The sequence below is a fragment of the Clostridium sp. genome (genome assembly GCF_036660475.1).
In the GTDB taxonomy this organism is placed as follows: Bacteria; Bacillota; Clostridia; order Clostridiales; family Clostridiaceae; genus Clostridium_J.
Map to the genome: position 1 here is coordinate 376,351 of NZ_JAVXAO010000002.1, position 18,926 is coordinate 395,276.

At 30.1% G+C, this 18,926-nt stretch carries 15 protein-coding genes; 6 read left to right on the plus strand and 9 right to left on the minus strand.

The genetic code is table 11. The features are described 5' to 3' along the window. Positions 1-74: 74 nt before the first annotated feature. Complete coding sequence (locus tag RSA29_RS04830) at positions 75-902, minus strand: YihY/virulence factor BrkB family protein (RefSeq protein WP_346942779.1); 828 nt, start codon at positions 900-902, stop codon at positions 75-77. Between the two features lie 414 nt (positions 903-1,316). Here RSA29_RS04830 and RSA29_RS04835 point away from each other — a divergent pair, with 414 nt between their 5' ends. Next, positions 1,317-2,111, plus strand: a complete 795-nt coding sequence (locus RSA29_RS04835) for a nitrilase-related carbon-nitrogen hydrolase (RefSeq protein ID WP_346942778.1) — start codon at positions 1,317-1,319, stop codon at positions 2,109-2,111. A 174-nt stretch (positions 2,112-2,285) separates the two neighbouring features. Further along, positions 2,286-2,456, plus strand: a complete 171-nt coding sequence (locus RSA29_RS04840; protein ID WP_346942777.1) for an HTH domain-containing protein — start codon at positions 2,286-2,288, stop codon at positions 2,454-2,456. A gap of 79 nt (positions 2,457-2,535) precedes the next feature. Here the strand turns inward: RSA29_RS04840 and RSA29_RS04845 are convergent, their stop codons facing one another. The 4 genes from RSA29_RS04845 to RSA29_RS04860 all read right to left on the minus strand — a co-directional run bounded on the left by RSA29_RS04845 (position 2,536) and on the right by RSA29_RS04860 (position 6,234). Continuing rightward, positions 2,536-2,919 (minus strand): DUF2500 domain-containing protein, encoded by a 384-nt coding sequence (locus RSA29_RS04845; protein WP_346942776.1) that lies wholly within the window; start codon positions 2,917-2,919, stop codon positions 2,536-2,538. 178 nt (positions 2,920-3,097) lie between these two features. After that, the gene (locus tag RSA29_RS04850; RefSeq protein WP_346942775.1) at positions 3,098-4,090 is read right to left on the minus strand and encodes a hypothetical protein; all 993 of its coding nucleotides are present in this window, start codon (positions 4,088-4,090) and stop codon (positions 3,098-3,100) included. 84 nt (positions 4,091-4,174) lie between these two features. After that, the gene (locus RSA29_RS04855; protein ID WP_346942774.1) at positions 4,175-5,203 is read right to left on the minus strand and encodes a M42 family peptidase; all 1,029 of its coding nucleotides are present in this window, start codon (positions 5,201-5,203) and stop codon (positions 4,175-4,177) included. After that, positions 5,194-6,234, minus strand: a complete 1,041-nt coding sequence (locus RSA29_RS04860; RefSeq protein WP_346942773.1) for a M42 family metallopeptidase — start codon at positions 6,232-6,234, stop codon at positions 5,194-5,196. The genes RSA29_RS04855 and RSA29_RS04860 overlap by 10 nt, the downstream gene beginning before the upstream one ends. Before the next feature lie 256 nt (positions 6,235-6,490). Here RSA29_RS04860 and RSA29_RS04865 point away from each other — a divergent pair, with 256 nt between their 5' ends. After that, entirely contained in the window at positions 6,491-6,721 is a 231-nt protein-coding gene (locus RSA29_RS04865; protein ID WP_346942772.1) for a 4Fe-4S binding protein, read from the plus strand. Positions 6,722-6,884: 163 nt separating this feature from the next. Here RSA29_RS04865 and RSA29_RS04870 read toward each other — a convergent pair whose 3' ends face one another. The 4 genes from RSA29_RS04870 to addB form a co-directional block, all read right to left on the minus strand. Then, complete coding sequence (locus tag RSA29_RS04870) at positions 6,885-8,510, minus strand: hypothetical protein (RefSeq protein WP_346942771.1); 1,626 nt, start codon at positions 8,508-8,510, stop codon at positions 6,885-6,887. 211 nt (positions 8,511-8,721) lie between these two features. Further along, positions 8,722-8,883 (minus strand): hypothetical protein, encoded by a 162-nt coding sequence (locus RSA29_RS04875; protein WP_346942770.1) that lies wholly within the window; start codon positions 8,881-8,883, stop codon positions 8,722-8,724. Positions 8,884-8,988: 105 nt separating this feature from the next. Next, complete coding sequence (gene addA / locus RSA29_RS04880) at positions 8,989-13,023, minus strand: helicase-exonuclease AddAB subunit AddA (RefSeq protein ID WP_346942769.1); 4,035 nt, start codon at positions 13,021-13,023, stop codon at positions 8,989-8,991. Further along, complete coding sequence (gene addB, locus RSA29_RS04885) at positions 13,013-16,486, minus strand: helicase-exonuclease AddAB subunit AddB (protein WP_346942768.1); 3,474 nt, start codon at positions 16,484-16,486, stop codon at positions 13,013-13,015. Before addB ends, addA begins: the two co-directional genes overlap by 11 nt. A 703-nt stretch (positions 16,487-17,189) precedes the next feature. Here addB and atoD point away from each other — a divergent pair. The 3 genes from atoD (at position 17,190) to RSA29_RS04900 (ending at position 18,864) form a co-directional block, all read left to right on the plus strand. Then, on the plus strand, positions 17,190-17,843 hold the full coding sequence (atoD, locus tag RSA29_RS04890) for an acetate CoA-transferase subunit alpha (RefSeq protein WP_346942767.1): 654 nt from the start codon (positions 17,190-17,192) through the stop codon (positions 17,841-17,843). 1 nt (position 17,844) lies between these two features. Further along, entirely contained in the window at positions 17,845-18,504 is a 660-nt protein-coding gene (locus tag RSA29_RS04895; protein WP_346942766.1) for a 3-oxoacid CoA-transferase subunit B, read from the plus strand. 87 nt (positions 18,505-18,591) lie between these two features. After that, positions 18,592-18,864, plus strand: coding sequence for a late competence development ComFB family protein (locus RSA29_RS04900; protein WP_346942765.1), 273 nt, complete (start codon positions 18,592-18,594; stop codon positions 18,862-18,864). The last annotated feature ends 62 nt before the right edge of the window (positions 18,865-18,926 follow it).

The window sequence follows — 18,926 nt, forward strand, 5'->3', positions numbered from 1 at the left end:
TTAAATTTTTAATTTATCCATAAAAAAACTTAGATTTAGCAACTTCACTTACTGTAAAGCTAAAATCTAAGTTCTTATCTTTTTCCATTAAGTTCTTTGTCATAAACAAGCATGGCATTTAATTCTCCACCCAACAAAATGGTTGTAGAGGTTATTTGTAACCATACCATTAGGACAATAACCACACCTATACTACCATAAACATCGGTATACCTACCAAAATTATTTACATAAAACGCAAAGCCCATGGATAGTATTATCCATACGATGCTAGTAAATACTGCTCCCGGAAACACGTCTCTCCACCTAGTTTTCCTTGAAGGTATTAATCTATAAATAGCAGAAAATACTATAATCATGCCTGCAAGCCCTATTGGGTATCTTAAGTATTTTATAAAAATAAATATACTAGGGTCGATTTCTAACCAAGTAACTAAAGCTAAGCCTAGCATTTCTCCAAATACTAAAAATCCAAGTACAAATATTATCATAAATGATATTACCATCATAAATACTACGGAAGAAATAACTACTTTTATCTTATTTTTATTCTCATCTTCATTATAGGCTCTATTTAGACCATACCTTATTGCTCTAAATGCTCTAGATGCAGTGTATAGAGAAAATACTAATGAAAATGACAATAAATTTCCATTCCTAGTTTGTAATAATTGAAGTGCTAAAGTAGATACTAATTCATACAGTTCATTTGGCATAAGTGTTTCTAACGCACTTATTATTTCTATAGGATCTACATTTACAAATCCTACCAGAGTTAATAAAAGAATTAAAAACGGAAAAAATGAAAATAGCATGTCAAAAGCTAACTGCGAAGCTAAAGATGATATGTGGTGGTTTCTGTATCTTAACACCATTTTTACAATATATTCAGTTATTTTCATACATCTACCTCTATCTTGAAATATTTTCGCTTTATTTTTAAAATTCCATAATAATATGTCCTATCATTAATCCATAATTCAAGTCTATTATAGCACTATTTCCCACAAAATTAAATGACGTGTTTCCTATGGCTCATGTGCCAGAGTAGATTGACCTAATATAATATTACCTTCACTTCTTTTGATGAAAATTATCAATCTAACTAATTTTTTTATTTTAATACTTACTTTATATTTTCTCCTAAAAATTATTATTTATTTTATGAATATTAAATATAAATTTTATTATAATTAATATTAAGCCTTTAATTAAAAATATGTATTTTTTTACTAATTATGCTTAATTTTTGTTACAATAGTATTATCCAAATTTAAAGTAATTAATTCTTTCTATATAATATAAGGGGTGATGTCATGAAAATTGGACTTGTACAAAATAATATTCTATGGGAAAACAAACAATTTAACTTAATTTCAAGTAAAGATTTTTTTAAAAGAGCTAAAGACATGAACATTGATTTATTATTATTCCCTGAACTGTCCTTTACAGGCTTCACCATGGATGTAAATAAATTTAAAGAATTCAGCTTTTCTACCCTGAATTATATTTCCAATTTGTGCAAATTGTATAATGTGAGTGCTGGGGTTGGTTATATCCAAGGTATTGATGGAAATGTTAAGGCAAAAAATAATTATTCCATAATTTCTAGTACAGGAGAAATTTTATGTAATTATACTAAATTACATCCCTTTTCCTATGGTGATGAAGGTAATCATTACATTGGTGGCAACGATATCCTATATACCACTATTAAAGGTATTACTATTGCCCCATTTATATGCTATGATTTAAGATTCCCTGAAATTTTTCAAATTGCTTCTAAAAAATCTGACTTAATAACGGTAGCTGCAAACTGGCCAAATATAAGAAAAGATCACTGGATATCAATGCTTAAAAGTAGAGCTATAGAAAACCAATGTTATATTGCCGGTGTAAACAGAATTGGGTTAGGCAATAAAATTGCATATAGTGGAAACTCAATGATTATAGACCCCTTAGGTAAAGTCATTTCATATGCAGATGATGGTGTTGAAGATATAATTGTTGCAGATATCGATAAATCCTTAGTAGATACCATTCGATCAACCTTCAAATTTAAGTTGGATAGACGAGAGGACTTATACGAAAGTATAAAAAATAAATTTTAATTTAATTTTATTAATATACCACATTGCTCTGTCCTTCATATTTTATTAAGTATATATCTAAACTATATACTTAATAAAATTTTTAAAATATGTAGTTGAAACTTTTAATCAAATGCTATATAATCTAATCAATAAATATTATCGTTAAATTATTATTATTAAAGAGGTGTTAAAATGGTAGATAAAGTTTTAGAAGTATTAAAAAATTCATCAGAACCATTAAAAGCTGGAGAAATAGCCGAGAAAGCTGCTATCGATAAAAAAGAAGTAGACAAAGCTATAAAAGCACTTAAAGCTGAAGATAAAATAGAATCTCCAAAAAGATGTTACTACAGTGCAAAATAACTAAAAATAGAAAGTGGATTCACATTGAATCCACTTTCTACTTTTATGTTATTATATTTTGTCACAAGTTCTTTTTATTTTATCCACGGATACGTTGAAATTCTTTGTATCTACTCCCTTGAAATGTTAACTTTCCTCTGTCACCTTCCACAAGAATTCCATACTCTCCACCATTAACCTTAAGCTCAATTCTATCTCCACTCTCTACTTGAAATGTAACATAGTAATCTGTAGAACTAGATGAATTATGCATGTTATCTCCATTATTGTGATTATGATGAGTTACTGATATTCGTTTTGAAACAACTGATGAATCTACTGTAAGCACAGGTGAATTATTATTTTTACTCCAAGTCCCTATACCTTTTACTGCGGTTACAATAAATGTTCCTATTACAATGGTAAATATAATTATAAATATAACTGGAAAAATACTAGACATAAAGTTAAACCCAAACTCCATTATAACTCTCCTCTAAATAATATTTATTAACATATATATGTTCTAATTAAATTTATAGATTTTATTCTTTAAAAATTTATTTAGGATTTTATACCTCATTTCAAATCACAAACTGTACATCTTTAATTAGAATCTATATATTTATATAATTATATTTTTCTTTTTATTCATCCTATAATTATAAAGTTATATAATTATATATTACTTCAATACCTTCTTCTATATCTTTATAGTTAACCATTTCCATGTTAGTATTTTTGTATCTTACTGGGTATACTAAAGTTCCAGTTTTAACTCCTGTACCCTCTTTATGAATAGTTTTTCCATCTCCATGCTCTTCACTAAATATATAATGTGGTTTCTTCTCAAGCTTTTCATAAACTTCTTCTAATTGCTCTTTTACCTCATGATGCATTATCATAGTTCTGTCCATAAATTTAATTCCTGTGCCTTTACCTAAAGATAATTTCCCTTTGCCACCTAAACTATCTCCTGAAACTTCTCCATCCACAACTAATGCATACATAGGGTTTATTTCATAAGCAGCAGCTCTAGCACCTCTAGCTCCAAGCTTCTTCTGAGTTGAGAACACAAAGAATATCTCTTTATCTAGATTTTCTAGTAACGATTTATCTCCTGCTAATTTTTCCACAGCCTTTAACATCATGTAGCACCCGGTTCTATTGTCTAATGCTGGTGCTATTATATTTTTTTCTTCCTCAATAATATTAGAAGTAACTACACATACATCACCTTCTCTTACAAGTTCAAGTGCTTCTTCTCTACTCTCAACTCCAAGGTCAATATACATATCTTCAATCTTACCGTTGTCCTTTGCTGTAGATACCCTTCCTGAGTTTCCATTTTCAAATTCAACTACATTGTTTATAAAAGCGGTTTCATTAAAATCTCCAACTTTACCAATTCTTAAGAATCCGTTATCTTCTATATACATAACTATAAAACCTATAGTATCCATATGAGCTGAAACCATAACTCTTTTTTCCTCTGGTTGATCCTTTGCTCCCATTGCTACTATTACATTACCCATTTTATCAACTCTATGTTCTATACCAGATGAATCTAAATGTTCTATTATTACGCTTCTCACTTCATCCTCATGACCACTCACTCCGAAAGCTCCTATTAAGTTTTCAAATAATTTATTCATGATTATACCTCCAAATTCTTCACTCTATTAATTATATAATTAGAAATTTCACCTATCTATTACTGCAAATCTTTACTTTAATATCTATAAACTCTTTAAATATCCTACAAGCAATTTCACCGTATTTTCTATATCCTTCTTTGATGCCACTGACACAGAAGAATGAATATATCTACATGGAACTGATAGTGTAGCAATTTTTGCCCCTTCTCCTGTACCATGGAAGGTTGCTGCATCATTTCCTCCAGCTATTGCCCTTCTTCTCTGATAAGTTACATTTAAGTTATCTCCAACTTCCATAATGTTATCTGCTATATCTGTATCAAATATACTAGTTAAATCCATTATAGATATAGCCGGTCCTTTTCCAACCTCTGTAGCTCTTAAATGTTTTTCTACATTTGACATGTCTGCACATATAGTTCCCTCTAACGCAATGCCAATATCGCCCTTAATATTTAATGAAGATATATAAGCACCTCTATCGCCAACCTCTTCTTGAACTGTAAATGTACCATATAAGTCCACATCATAACTTTCCTTTAAAGCTTCCATAAGTACAAGACACCCTACTCTATCGTCAAAGGCTTTCCCCTTAACAAGACCTTGTCCAAATTCATCATATTGTGTATCAAAGACTACATACTCACCAAGCTCAATAATATCTTCACTTTGCATTCTAGTATTAGCCCCTATATCAATACAACAATCGTTATAGGTAAGACCCTTTTCTCTTTCCTCTGCACTCTGAAGATGAATTGGTTTAGCTCCAATAACTCCAGCAATTTTATCTGGTCCAATAAGTACAGTTTTAGACGGTATTATTTTTGCATTTATACCTCCAAGTGGACTAAATCTTAATGTTCCATCCTCATTGTATCCTGTTATAATAAATCCTACCTCATCCATATGTGCATCAATTATAACTCTTTTACCTGATCCTTTTTTATGAACAATAATATTTCCCATTCTATCCACAAAAATTTCATCTACATAAGGTTTAACCTCCGCCTTAATAAAACTTCTCACATCTCCTTCAAATCCTGAAGGACCGCTTAATGAAGTTAATTTATCTAAGAGGCCATTTTTTTGAAGAACTTCATCTAAAAACATATTAATTCCTCCAATTCTTCTCCCTTAATACTTTCTATAAGTTTAGCCATCATATATCCAGTATTTTTTATATCATCCATATTAACCATCTCCACAGAGGTATGCATGTACTTTATTGGAATAGATATAAGTAATGTAGCAACACCTTCACCTGAAACTTGAATATCCCAAGCATCTGTTCCTGTTGACCCTGCTTCAACCTCTAATTGGAATGGAATACTATACTCCTTACATAACTTCATAAGATATTTTCTAACCTTAGGGTGTATATTAGGACCTATACATATTACTCCGCCATTCCCAAGCTTAGTATCCCCATGTTCAAGACCATGCTTTCCACAATCAAAGGTTACATCCACAGCAATTCCTATATCTGGTTTAATTCTATTTGTTGCAGTTTTAGCCCCTCTATGACCAACTTCCTCTTGAGCTGAACACACAAAATAAACATCCATGTCATGCTTAATATTCTTAAGCTCCTTTGCACATCTATAAAGGGCTACAACTCCACCTCTATCATCAACGGTTTTTACACTTACATTATTGTTTAAAAGTTCTTTATAATTCCCCTTAACAGTTATATAATCCCCAGGTTTTACTATATTTTCTAAATCTTCTTTTAAGTATCCAGTATCTATTAATAAAGAATCTATTGTGACTGCCTTTTTACGATCCTCCTCTTTCATTAAATGAGGAGGTTTAATTCCTATAATTCCAGTCAATGTATCTTTTCCATGTATAACAACTTCTTTAGATACTAAAGTCTTTGCATCAATACCATTTCCTTTAAACTCTAAGAATCCATTTTCTTTTATATCTGTCACAACCATGAATACTTCATCCAGGTGTGCCATAAGCATGATTTTACCCTTGCCATTTCCCTTTTTATGAACAATTATATTGTTTAAATTATCTTTAGTAACTTCTCCAAATTCTGAAAACACCTCTGATACATAATCCCAAAGCCAGTGTTCTCTTCCGCTAGGACCATGGGCCATACAAAGGTTTTTAAGTAATTCCTTGTCATCCATAATTATAAGACTCCCTTTCTACTTACAAAAATTTCTTCATGATAAAAGTATACCTTACCTGTTAAGTATTTACAACAAAGGTGATTCTAAATATTGACTTGAAATATAAATCAACTAATCTTATTAATAAAATAAATATTGAAGCAATAGTCTGTATTTGATATGATGTTATAGAAGATAATTAATCTTATATAATACTTACTATGAATAATAATATATAAGCACATCATATGTTTAGATAAAAGGAGATTGTACTATGAGCATGAACGAAGAACTTTTTCATAAAAATAACGATACACTTAAAAATTCTACGGTACTTATAAATCAAAAAAAATGTATAGCTTGCGGTAGATGTATTAATTTCTGCCCAACAACTGCTATTTTTAAAGAAAATAGAGATGTTATGATTGATCAAAGTAAATGCATTAAATGTGGCAACTGTATTTCTAATTGTCCATTTCTAGCAATATCAGCTATAGAAAAATAGGTATGGTTAAAAGGTCTAGTAAGTAGGAATATTCTTAGCTTACTAGACCTTTTTATATTTACTTTACATATTTTCTAATTACTTGATATATTCTATTTTTTTAAATCCATTTATTATTTCAGCCTTAATCCTTAATTTTAGATTTTAGATTTTAAATTACAATCTATGTATTACTTTTCTCAACATAATACTCAGCCTGTCTTTTCACATACTCCATATTTCTTCCTACTGCATGAAATATAGAATCAAAATATAATATAAATTCTTCCTCCAAGGCATCCCAAAGCTTCATTTTAAAATTTTTTATATTAACATGTAGTTCATTCTTCTTATCTTCTAGCGATTCAATACTATTATAACTATTTAAATTAATAATACTTTCGTACTCATCACCAAGTTCCATGAACTGTCTAAAAAATTCCTCATCCATGTTATTATCCACATAGTCACTATTTAATATAGTACTAAAATGTGTATCTATCCCTTTTTCATCTTTATACCCACTATATGATTCCTTAATTTTATTATAAACTTCAACTATAATTTCGGGGTTATAATAATTAACATAACCTGTACAGTTATCTATAGCTTTGAAAATATAGATTTTATCAATATTATTCTTTTTTCTTAAAAGCATATTTACCATACCGTTATAGTACTTATCTTTAACCCTCTTAATTGATTCTATAACAAATTTATAAATTATATAATTAAGCTTCTCCTTCTGAAGTATACATATATTTTTAAAGTCTTCATCTGTTTTTATATAATAAATTGGACTATATAATTCACTTATAAATATATTATCCATTGAAAACTTAATCTCATCCTTTATAGCATAAAATCCACTTTTACTTAAATTACCCATGGCTTTTAAATAGTGGTACTCTATAAGAAAAATTTCTGAACATATATTATATAACTCTAAGTCTACGGAATTTTGTTTAATATTTTTATATCCAACATCCATGAATTTATTTTTTTCTCCATGGGTAATTTTCTTTGCCATAGATTTATTAAGATTAACTTTAAATTGTATTATTTTTTTTGATACTTTCTCCCCTATGGCTTCTCTTATCACTTCTATTGCTATATTGAAAAATTTTTCTTTTAATATCACTTGTAACTTAGATTTTAAGCTATCTACATTATCTATAAATTTTTCTCTTTCTGAAAGAATTTTGTCAAGGAATACTCCCTCTTCAGGTTCATTCCTATCTTTCCACAGCTTACCCATGGTCTTTTTCATATTCCATAAATTCATATCATAGATATTTAGCTCTTCAATGATAAGTTTTTCAGCTTCAACTTTAATTTCACTTACCCTTGGAATAATATGTTGTATATTCCTCTCAATATATTCTCCTAAAAAATCATTAAGCTCATTAACTAAAATATTGGATATTCCAACCTTTTTATTTATAAGACTTCTAAATTCTAATTGAATCTGCCTTTGAAACAGCTCCACAATATTTGCTGAAAAAACTTCAATATTATCCAAAATAGAAAGAATCTTATCTCTATCTACTCCTATATACTGTTCAATTTTGAAAACACCCTTTGAAAACTCATAAAACATATCTAATCCCAAATCTCTATGCGCACTAATACAATAGGTGTTATAATCAATAATAAATTCCCATTCACACATTGTTAGTCCATTAGGAGTTTCACATCCAAAGTAATCATCGAAAACTTTTGAAAGATTTTGAAAAACCTCTATAACCTCTGAATAGGAATTTATATTATCATACAATGAATTCAGTAAAATCTTTTCTTCACTTTCCATAAGCATTCAACTCCAAAAATTTCATTAGAATACTTATTCTATACTCATCCACTCAATCCCTCTCTACTATTCTTATAGAATATCGACACACAATTTATAGTGCATGTTTATATATCATAAACATGACTATACAATCAAAAGCTGATTTCTATTAAATACAGAAATCAGCTTTTGAATCTCTCCTAATATTTCTTAAATTTTCTCTAGTAATTTACTTACATATGAAATAAAACCCAACTATAAGTAATGCTATAATCCCCACTGTAACTATAAGATTAGCTTTTCCAGAATGGTAATACTTGTCTGTATCTGAATTTCTTCCTCTAAATTCAGAATCCCTAGCTGAGCTTCTTTTAAACATCTCTATTGACATATAACACACCACCTTAAATGAACTTATTTCCCATACTATCTATAAGCCCATTATATATTACATACCACTCCATGTAAATATATGGATACACTTTATATTTACATTCTATTCTATTTCAACTTCCTTATCCAGTGAAAATAAATATAAATACTTTCTTATTTTAGCCTTTTTAAAAGCATTTTCCACAGCCTTACTATAGTAATCTAACTGTAACTTATATCTATCCTTAATTTCTTCTATGTTTTTCTCAGTGGCATAATCTGTTTTATAATCTAAAATTATACCCTCTTCACCATCTTCAAAGTAACAGTCAATTACTCCTCTTAATAGCATCTTTTCTTCACTATACTTGTTACCATCAATATGAGGATAAATAACTGAACTATCAATTTCCACTCTAAAAGGCAACTCTCTCTTTAAGGTGCTATTTCTAAAAGCTTCTATAACCTTAGCTCCAATATCACTTTTAAAGAATTTAAAAATTTTATCTACCTTGACTGTTTTTGCTGCTTCTAACGTTATAAGCTCATTACTTACCATACTGTTAATTTGGGAAGTTATATTTTCCTTAGTCATGTCCTCACTTAAATTTAACCTTTGCATGATATTATGATATGCAGTTCCAACCTCTGAAGGGGTTAATCCCTTTTTCTCTTGAAGGAATAATGGAGTTTGCATTAATGGTTTGAATTTTCTTTTTCCACCAGAATCTTCACCATATACTTTTCCATCATATATTTCTTCTTCATTTAAAGCTTCAAACCCTTCCTCTGTTATCTTTAAACCTGATTCTGTTATTTCACTAATACAGCCTGTAGTTATTACAGAATCATTCCCATTAAGGTTATCCTTCATTAGATTTTTATTCTGATGGGCTTCCTTAAGTTCTGTAACCGTAATTACCGTTGGCATCTTTGTGGCTTCTTCATATTCATATTTAAAATCAAGTCTCTGTGCTATTAGCTCTTCATATTTCTTTTCCCCTGTGTACTCATCAGCAATTATTAGCGCTTCCATTTTTTCAATAATGGGAGTTTCTTCATTACTTATAGATTCTATACCTTCGAAATCTTCCCTAGGATAAATTTTTACTTTAAACTTACTTCCATCCTCTATGAAACTTGCCTTTACAACTTGATCCTTGTAACGTCTTAATGGTTCACCATTTTCATGATTTATTAAAGCAGCCCCAATCCAATCCATATAACACTTTTGATTCTTAACATAACTAGATTTTATAACTTTATTATCATCTAGTCCTGCCTCTGACCACTTTTCAATTTTTTTCTCTATTCCCTTAGTGGTTCCTACAAGTATTAATTTCTCCTTAGATCTTGTCAGTGCAACATAAAGAAGTCTCATTTCTTCTGATTTATTTTCACCTTGAATCTTTTTGCTTATAAAATCTCTTTGAGCTGTGCTATAACTAACTCTTTTATTTAAATCTATATAAGTAGGACCATAGCCTAGTTCTTGATGAAATAGTATCTTTCCTTTTAAATCACCTTCATTAAATCTCTTCCCAATTCCACAAAGGAAAACTACAGGGAATTCTAAACCCTTACTTTTATGAATACTCATAATTCTTACTACATCTTCATTTTCTCCAATTATCTTAGCACTTCCCATGTCCTCGCTACTAGTTTTAATATTGTTGATGAAATTAATGAAATTGTATAATCCTCTATAGCTTGTTTTTTCAAAGTCTTTTGCTCTCTTAAATAATATTTTAAGATTAGCCTGTCTTTGCTCTCCACCAGGTAAAGCCCCCACATAGCCATAGTATCCTGTGTCAGTTATGATTTCCCAAATAAGCTGATTTATTGGTGTATATCTACTTTCTATTCTCCAATTATTTATCTTATCTAGAAATTTTTTAATCTTCAATTGCAGATTAATATCACATTTTTTTTCATCTTTGTATTCGCCTTCTTCAAGGTTTTCGCTACTTATATTTTCTTCATCTACCTTATCTCCATGGCCTAAAGTATTAATTTCCTCACTACTATTATTTAGTAAGCCTACCATTGCGTTATAAAAGCTATCCTTTTTATTATAAATTCTTATATCTGCAAGCTCTTCAGTGGTGAATCCACCGATTGGTGATCTTAATACTGCTATAAGAGGAATATCTTGAATAGGATTATCTATAATCTCTAAGGTACTTATTATTGTTTTAACCTCTAGAGTCTCAAAATATCCACCCCCACCTTCTGAAAATAGAGGAATTCCAACTTTTTTAAACTCTTCTATAAATATTGGAGATAATTTATTACTGGATCTTAAGAGAATTATTATGTCCTTATAGGTGACTCTTCTATATTCATCTATGTGCTTATCATATACCTTTAATGAATTTTCACCTTGAACTTCCATAAGTTCTCTTATACGCTTTGCAACGAATCTAGCTTCTATTTGTATAGCATCTAATTCTTCCTTCTCTAGTTGCTCTTCATTGCCATCATTTTCATCCTCAACATCTTCTGAATTAGATTTTAGAGGCGTCTCTTCACTATCCACTTCACTGTCAACATCACCTTGGTCTAGATTTATTAAGCTAAACTCTACAGCTCCACCTACATTTCCATCTCCATTAAATTCTTTATAAGATGCTCCAACCTTTAGTTCTTCACCTTCATCGTAGGAAAGTTCCCCTACATCTTCGCTCATTACAGCTTTAAAGATATAGTTTATACCATCTATAACTTCTTCCCTACTTCTAAAGTTTTTATGTAGGGTTATTAAGGCATTATAGTCATCTCCATTCTTTGTATAGCTTCCCTTTTTCTCCTTGAATAGCTCTGGTTTTGCCATTCTAAATCTATATATACTCTGCTTTAAATCCCCAACCATAAATACATTTCTCTTATCTTTTTCTTTCCTACATATAAGATTTATTATTTCTTCTTGAACATTATTGGAATCTTGATATTCATCCACTAGTATTTCTTCAAATTTCCCTCTCATTTCTAAGGCTACATTGGAAGGCCCATGGCTTTCTTTATCTTTTAAAATCTCTAAAGCAAAATGCTCTTGGTCGTTAAAATCTATGATGCCTCTTTCTCTCTTTTTCTTATCAAAGCCTTCTTTAAATTCAATGACTAAAGTTGATAGTTCCTTCATTAATGGATATAAATCTTTAGTTATTTTAATTGTTTCCTCTGAGGTGGCGTTTAAGATTTTACTTTTTATTGACACATATATTTCCTTACACTTATCCCTTAGCCCCTTAGCCTGATTTTGAATCAACTTCTCTTCTTCACTTAACTTTGTAAGAGTTGGAATTCTCCCGAAGGAGGTTTCATCAAGATATTCCCTTCCATCCTTTAATTCATTTTCAATAATTTCTAAAGTTCTTTCTAAGATTTCTCCATCACTTTCAAATGTAGATGTATATTTAGAGATAATCTCATTTTCTAATACAAAATCTAACCCTTGATTATTCATCTCTAAAGCTGTTAATAATTCTTCTCTCAAATCCTTTAACAGTGCATCTTTAAAGGGTAATTTATCGAAGGAAAAATCTTCTCCCACATTGAAAACTTCTGCTTTTCCTCTTAGCCAGGCTTCTGGATTTGGCATACTCATAGAAAAGTTATACAATCTTAAAACTATATCTGCTAATGCTTTATCACTTTTATTATCACAATAACTCTCTACTAGATTAATAAATTCTTCTCGTCCTTCAACGTACTTTTCTTCCATTAACTCCTCGAGTGCTTCCATTTTTAGAAGATTAATTTCTGTGGTGTCACCAACTCTAAAACTAGGCTCTATATCTATTTGATGAAAATTATTCTTTATAAGATTTAAACAAAAAGAGTGTAATGTAGAAATACTTGCCTTGTTAAGTAGTATAAGTTGAGTTTGTAGGTTTCTACTATTTGGCTCCTCTTGGATTCTTTTATTTATAGCTTCACCAATACGCTCCCTCATCTCTGCTGCTGCTGCATTGGTAAAAGTTACAATAAGAAGTTTATCAATACTTACCGGATTATCTGTGTCCGTTATAATTTTTATTATTCTCTCAACTAATACCGCAGTTTTTCCTGATCCTGCAGCTGCAGATACCAATATATTTTTATATCTAATATCTATGGCCTTTTGTTGATCATCAGTCCATTTAACACTACTCCCCACAGTTTTCACCACCCTTTCCTTCTTCCTCTAGTTCCATAAGTAAATCCTTCTTGTTTTTCCTCGGCATAACCTTAAAATTATTCACACCTAAGCTCTCATCAAACTGACATATGGAAGAAAAATCACAGTACTCACAGTAAAAACTCTTTCCATTTTTACATGGGGTTACCTCTATAATTCCATCTAACATATTTTCACAGACTTCTCTGATCTTATCCTTCATATGATCTCTTAGTGCATTAAATCCACCTGCTGTTATCACAGAGTTATTAGTTTTAGAGAATTCTGGCTCATTGCTTCCCTTTTTAGGCTTATTTAAGGCTACTGGTATAATTGAAGAGGTTCCGCCCTCCTCTATAGTTCTATCCATTCGCGTTACAACTTTTAAATCCTTAATAACAATTCCCTTCATCTTTAAAGCCTTTAAAACTTCTTCCTCTAAGTTATCTATAGTAAGCTTTTTCCCATCCATAATTGGGTCATCCACAGATAGATACACCATAGCCCCTGGCATTGAAGTTCTACTATTAGAAATCTCCCCCACGGATTTCTTTGATCTTCTACTGTCCTCTAAGGTTAAAATTGCATCTAAATAAGTAAGTAACTGAATCTTAAGTCCGTTGTAAACATCGTTTATATCAAGATCTATCTTTCCTGTTTTATAATCTATAACTCTATAGTAATCCGTTCCATCAATAGTGGCCTTGTCAACTCTATCAATCTTACCCTGTAGCTTTACTACTTCACCACTAGATAATGTTATTGGGATTGCTGGGTAATAATCTTCTGAATTTGCTCCAAAAGAAAGTTCATATCCTATTGGACTAAATGTTCCTCTTTCCATCTGTTCATTTATTACTAGAATCATTCTATATAAAATTCTTCTTACTCTTATAGCTATATATTCATACCTTTTAGAACTTTTAAGTATTAAATGCTCATCAGAGTTTATCATTTCACCCATTACTTCAGTAAGTATTCTTTCACAGAAATCTTTATCTAGGGAACCCCATTTTCCATTTTCACTTTCGACTTTCTTAGAAAACTTTTCAAGACCTTCATGAATCAAATTTCCAAAATCTAATGGTGCAAAGGTGTATATCTTCCTTTCCTTCGCTCTTAATCCATATCGTACAAAATACCCAAAAGAACAATTTGCATAGGACTCTATTTTTGATACACTGAGACCTTTCCCGTAGAGTTCCCTTATCTTATCTTTACCTATTTCCTCCACATGATTTTTATATGTGAATCCACTTATAACCTTATTTATCTTTTCTCTGTATAAAGGTTTGTCGTAGTAATAATTATATATTTCTCTCCAAAGAGGATTTATCTCATCTTTTTCTATATAGTCATGAAGCTTTCCAATCATATTATTAAAGGTTGGTATCTTACCTACTATATTTTCAGTATCCTCATCCTGCACCTTGGATAATATATCTGTTTCTTCACTTATACTTTTAAATAATGATTTTACCCTTGGAATAACCATGGAATATCTCTTAGTTTTCCCCTCTAAATCTGCAATTGGATAAGTTATATAAAGTAGATTACTAGGTAAGCTAAGTAAGTTGTAAATTAAGTATTGCTCCCCAAAGGCTAATTCAAAACTATTGTTAGCTACACTAATCCCATTATTTTTAAAGGTCATTCTGTCATTGTCATTAAATAGACCTTCATCTCCATTAGTTCTTGGAAGGACTCCATCATTAACTCCTATAATTATAGCAACCTTAACTTCTTGGGCCTTTATTCTATCTGCACTTCCCACAACTACCTGATCCATAGATGTTGGAATCAAGCCCATTTTATTATGAGATATTCCCATAGTAAGAAGAGTGTTAAACTCTTCAATAGATAGCTTTTCTGATCCTAACACTTCTACAAACTGATCTAAAAGTTCTATTATCATATTCCAAATACTTCCGTATTCATCTACTAAAACTAGTTTATCTTCAACTTTAAATTTTTCTACATATTCATTTACTTTTTCATAAATCTGATTATCAACTAAGAATTTGTAAATACTTGTGCAAATATCCTTAACAGTATTCTTACCCTTTAACTCTTTTTCTAGCTTTATTAGCGGTTCCATTGCCTTTGTCTTAATCTCAAGGATTCCCTCATACTTTGAATTTTCTCTCCAAAACTCATTATCCTCATCAATCCACTTTTTTCTACTTTTAATTCCATATTCTAAAACATAATTCTCTAATAAATCTACTTCTCCTGGAATTAAGTTTGCAAATCCACTTTTAAAATAATTCACAATAGAATTATCTCTAAATCCCTTTGCAAATATATTTAAAAGGGAGGTTATATAAACAACCAATGGATTTGATGCGATATCTTCTTTATCATCTATAAAAAAAGGTATTTCATATTCTTCAAAAATCACCTTAACTATATCCTTGTAATTTTCTAAATCTCTACTTATAACGATAATATCTTTATACCTTAATTTCTTTTCCCTAACTAAAGCTAAAACTTCCTTAGCTACAAATTCAATTTCACTATAAGGGTTTTGGGCTTTGAAAATTTTAATATGCTGAGTTTTTTTATCTATAAATTTACCCTTATTGTTAAAATAATTTTCTTCTAAAAATTTCAATTCCTTACTACTTTTAAATCTATGGGCAATAGTTAAATGAAGGTTTTCCTTTGGATAATACCCGTAATCCTGAGCAAGTTTTGTTAATTTTTCCTCAGTGATATAAATTGGATAGAATGGATTAGTTGCATCATCTACTCCCGAAACCTCTTCGCCACTATATGGTATAGTTATGTTTACATTTGAGCATAACTTAAGAAGCCTTCCGATAATATCGTATTGCTGTGGAGTAAACCCATTAAATTCATCAATCCACACCTCTGAACCTTTTAAAAAACTACTGTTATCAATCTTATCCTTCAAAATAGTTAAATTATCCTCTGAATCAAAATATCCACCACTAAGTTTTTCTTGAAATTTTGAATAAATAGCTTCAACATCCCTTAATTTATCCACCAGTAATGAACTTTCATCCACATTTCCCTTTAAATCTATTAGAACCTGTGGAGTAATATTGTGTCTTTTAAACTCAGTTAAAACACCTATAATTTTATCTACAAATCCCTTTTGCTTCGTTGCCTTTTTAAAAATACTTAAATCATCCTTAACCTCTTCAATTGCTCTCCCAATGATTATAGCCTTCCCCGTGTCATCCATATATTTATGGGTTATCCCTCCAACCTCATTAAATACAGTAAATGCAAGCCTTTTAAAACTTAAAAGATGCACATTATTTATACCCGTAGCTCCAATTCTCTCAATAAGAGCCTTCTCCGCTCTAAAGGAAAGTTGTTCTGGAACTATTAATATCAGTGGGTTTTTATTATCACCGGACTTTTCACATATTTCATCAACACAGGTATAACTCTTCCCTGTCCCTGCTCTACCATATATAAATCTAATTCCCATAAATATCACTTCCTACTTTTTAATTTATACTATTTATTTCTAATGCAAATTTAAGAAATACTTAAATCAAATTAATACCTTGTAATTTTTAAATACTATTTTAACAATGAACTTAAATACAGTATCATAATTAAAATTCACTTTGTTTCTCAATTATTTTTTCATAGTTTTCTTTTACATAATTATAACATATAGGATAATGCCTTTAATATCATTGACCTAATTCCCAAACAATATTTAACAAGATTAAATGTTTCATTTGTTGATATGTAAATTCTAATTTAAAATGCATAATTTAGAATTTAAAATAAAGAATAAAACCTTAGATGTTTTTAAAGAATTCAATTTGTAAATTTAATAAGATATATATACTTTTTCTGTTAATATTTTATCTAAGTCAATGGTTATTTAACTTTATATTTACACGTTTCTTACTTTTTAATTATTCTAATATAGCGTTAATGTTTAATTTACCAATGAAAATACTTCATAATAATCATTAAATACCCATGTAAACTTTACTTGATTAAAGCAATAAAACCCATTTTAATACTATTAAATCCAATAATTCTATTTATTATGATAAAAATTTAGCTATTAGTTGTACAATTTGAAATATAATAAATCTTTATACATTGCAAAATCTTTTAAATAGAGTTAAACTTATATGGAAGAAACTTTTTAATTTATGGAGGTACAAGATATGAATAAAATTATTTCAATTGATGATGCTATTGCTAAAATTCAAGATGGAATGACTATCATGATAGGTGGATTTCTAGCTGTAGGCACACCTGAGAATATTATAGATGCTTTAGTTAAAAAAGGTGTTAAAAATTTAACTATAATTGCAAATGATACTGGTTTTCCAGATAAGGGTATTGGTAAATTAATAGTTAATAAACAAGTTTCAAAAACTATTGCGTCTCATATTGGGACAAACCCTGAAACAGGACGTCAAATGAACGAGAAAGAAATGGATGTAGAATTATCTCCTCAAGGAACTCTTGCTGAAAGAGTTAGATGTGGTGGAGCTGGTCTTGGTGGATTCTTAACGCCAACTGGTCTTGGAACAATAGTTCAAGAAGGAAAAGAAATCATCACTGTTGATGGATCTGAATATATCCTTGAGAAACCATTAAAAGCTGATGTAGCTCTTATATTTGGTTCAAAAGTAGATAAAAAAGGTAATGTATATTATAATCAAGCAACTAGAAACTTTAACCCATTAATGGCTACGGCTGCTGATATGGTTATAGTTGAAGCTGAAGAAATAGTTGAAACTGGTGACATCGATCCAAACAATGTTATGACACCATATATATTTGTTGACTACATAGTAAAGGGGGAAAACTAACATGGATAAAAACATGATAAGAGAAGTCATTGCTAAAAGAGTTGCAAAGGAATTTAATGATGGAGACGTTGTTAACCTTGGAATCGGTTTACCAACTTTAGTTGCTAACTACATACCTGAGGGAATAGATGTTACATTACAATCTGAAAATGGATTTATCGGAATCGGGGCTGCTCCTGCGGCTGGCGAAGAAGAAAAAGATCTTGTAAATGCTGGTGGACTACCTGTTACTGTAATTCCTGGTGCTGCATTCTTTGATTCTTCTATGTCTTTCTCTATTATAAGAGGTGGACATGTTGATGCAACAGTTCTTGGTGCTTTAGAAGTTGATGCTGAAGGTAACCTTGCAAACTGGATGATTCCTGGTAAAAAAGTTCCTGGAATGGGTGGAGCTATGGATTTAGTAGTTGGAGCTAAGAAAGTTATCGTAGCTATGGAACATACTGCTAAAGGAAACCATAAAATACTTGAAAAATGCACACTTCCTTTAACTGCTGCTCATCAAGTAAATTTAATAATTACTGAAATGGCAGTTTTAGAAGTTACTAAAGAAGGTCTTGTTCTTAGAGAGCTTGGACCTGAATCTTCTGTTGAAGATGTAAAAAATGCAACAAGTGCAAAACTTATAATTCCAACTGATATAAAAACTATGGAATTATAATTTTAAGATATTATTTTCATTGCTATAGTATATGAGAATCCATTAATGTTTTTTCATATACTATTATTTTAGAAAGGAAACCTTTTTATGCCATCTTACAAAAATTATGCTGAAACTCAAGTTGAACATATTTTAAAAAATGTTCTTAAGGATTATACTAATATCTGTACTTGTGACAAGTGTGTTAGTGATATGTGTGCTATTGCCCTTAACTCTTTGAAACCAAAGTATGTGGTTAGCACTACTGGTAAAATTTATACCTGTGCTTTAAATGAAATTGATAAGCAACAAATCGTGACTATTACCACAGAAGTTATTAAAGCAATTGAAATCGTTTCCTCAAATACACAGCATGAATAATAACTTTTGAAATTTAGCATAACCCTGTAGGTTTTCCTACAGGGTTATGCTTTTATATAATT

Excerpts from the sequence above, each read along its gene's own strand:
- addB (WP_346942768.1), bottom strand. The coding sequence starts at position 16,486 with ATGGGAATTAGATTTATATATGGTAGAGCAGGGACAGGGAAGAGTTAT.
- RSA29_RS04900 (WP_346942765.1), top strand. The coding sequence starts at position 18,592 with ATGCCATCTTACAAAAATTATGCTGAAACTCAAGTTGAACATATTTTA.
- atoD (WP_346942767.1), top strand. The coding sequence starts at position 17,190 with ATGAATAAAATTATTTCAATTGATGATGCTATTGCTAAAATTCAAGAT.
- RSA29_RS04845 (WP_346942776.1), bottom strand. The coding sequence starts at position 2,919 with ATGGAGTTTGGGTTTAACTTTATGTCTAGTATTTTTCCAGTTATATTT.
- RSA29_RS04830 (WP_346942779.1), bottom strand. The coding sequence starts at position 902 with ATGAAAATAACTGAATATATTGTAAAAATGGTGTTAAGATACAGAAAC.
- RSA29_RS04875 (WP_346942770.1), bottom strand. The coding sequence starts at position 8,883 with ATGTCAATAGAGATGTTTAAAAGAAGCTCAGCTAGGGATTCTGAATTT.
- RSA29_RS04840 (WP_346942777.1), top strand. The coding sequence starts at position 2,286 with ATGGTAGATAAAGTTTTAGAAGTATTAAAAAATTCATCAGAACCATTA.
- RSA29_RS04860 (WP_346942773.1), bottom strand. The coding sequence starts at position 6,234 with ATGGATGACAAGGAATTACTTAAAAACCTTTGTATGGCCCATGGTCCT.
- RSA29_RS04850 (WP_346942775.1), bottom strand. The coding sequence starts at position 4,090 with ATGAATAAATTATTTGAAAACTTAATAGGAGCTTTCGGAGTGAGTGGT.
- RSA29_RS04870 (WP_346942771.1), bottom strand. The coding sequence starts at position 8,510 with ATGGAAAGTGAAGAAAAGATTTTACTGAATTCATTGTATGATAATATA.
- RSA29_RS04835 (WP_346942778.1), top strand. The coding sequence starts at position 1,317 with ATGAAAATTGGACTTGTACAAAATAATATTCTATGGGAAAACAAACAA.
- RSA29_RS04865 (WP_346942772.1), top strand. The coding sequence starts at position 6,491 with ATGAGCATGAACGAAGAACTTTTTCATAAAAATAACGATACACTTAAA.
- RSA29_RS04895 (WP_346942766.1), top strand. The coding sequence starts at position 17,845 with ATGGATAAAAACATGATAAGAGAAGTCATTGCTAAAAGAGTTGCAAAG.
- RSA29_RS04855 (WP_346942774.1), bottom strand. The coding sequence starts at position 5,203 with ATGTTTTTAGATGAAGTTCTTCAAAAAAATGGCCTCTTAGATAAATTA.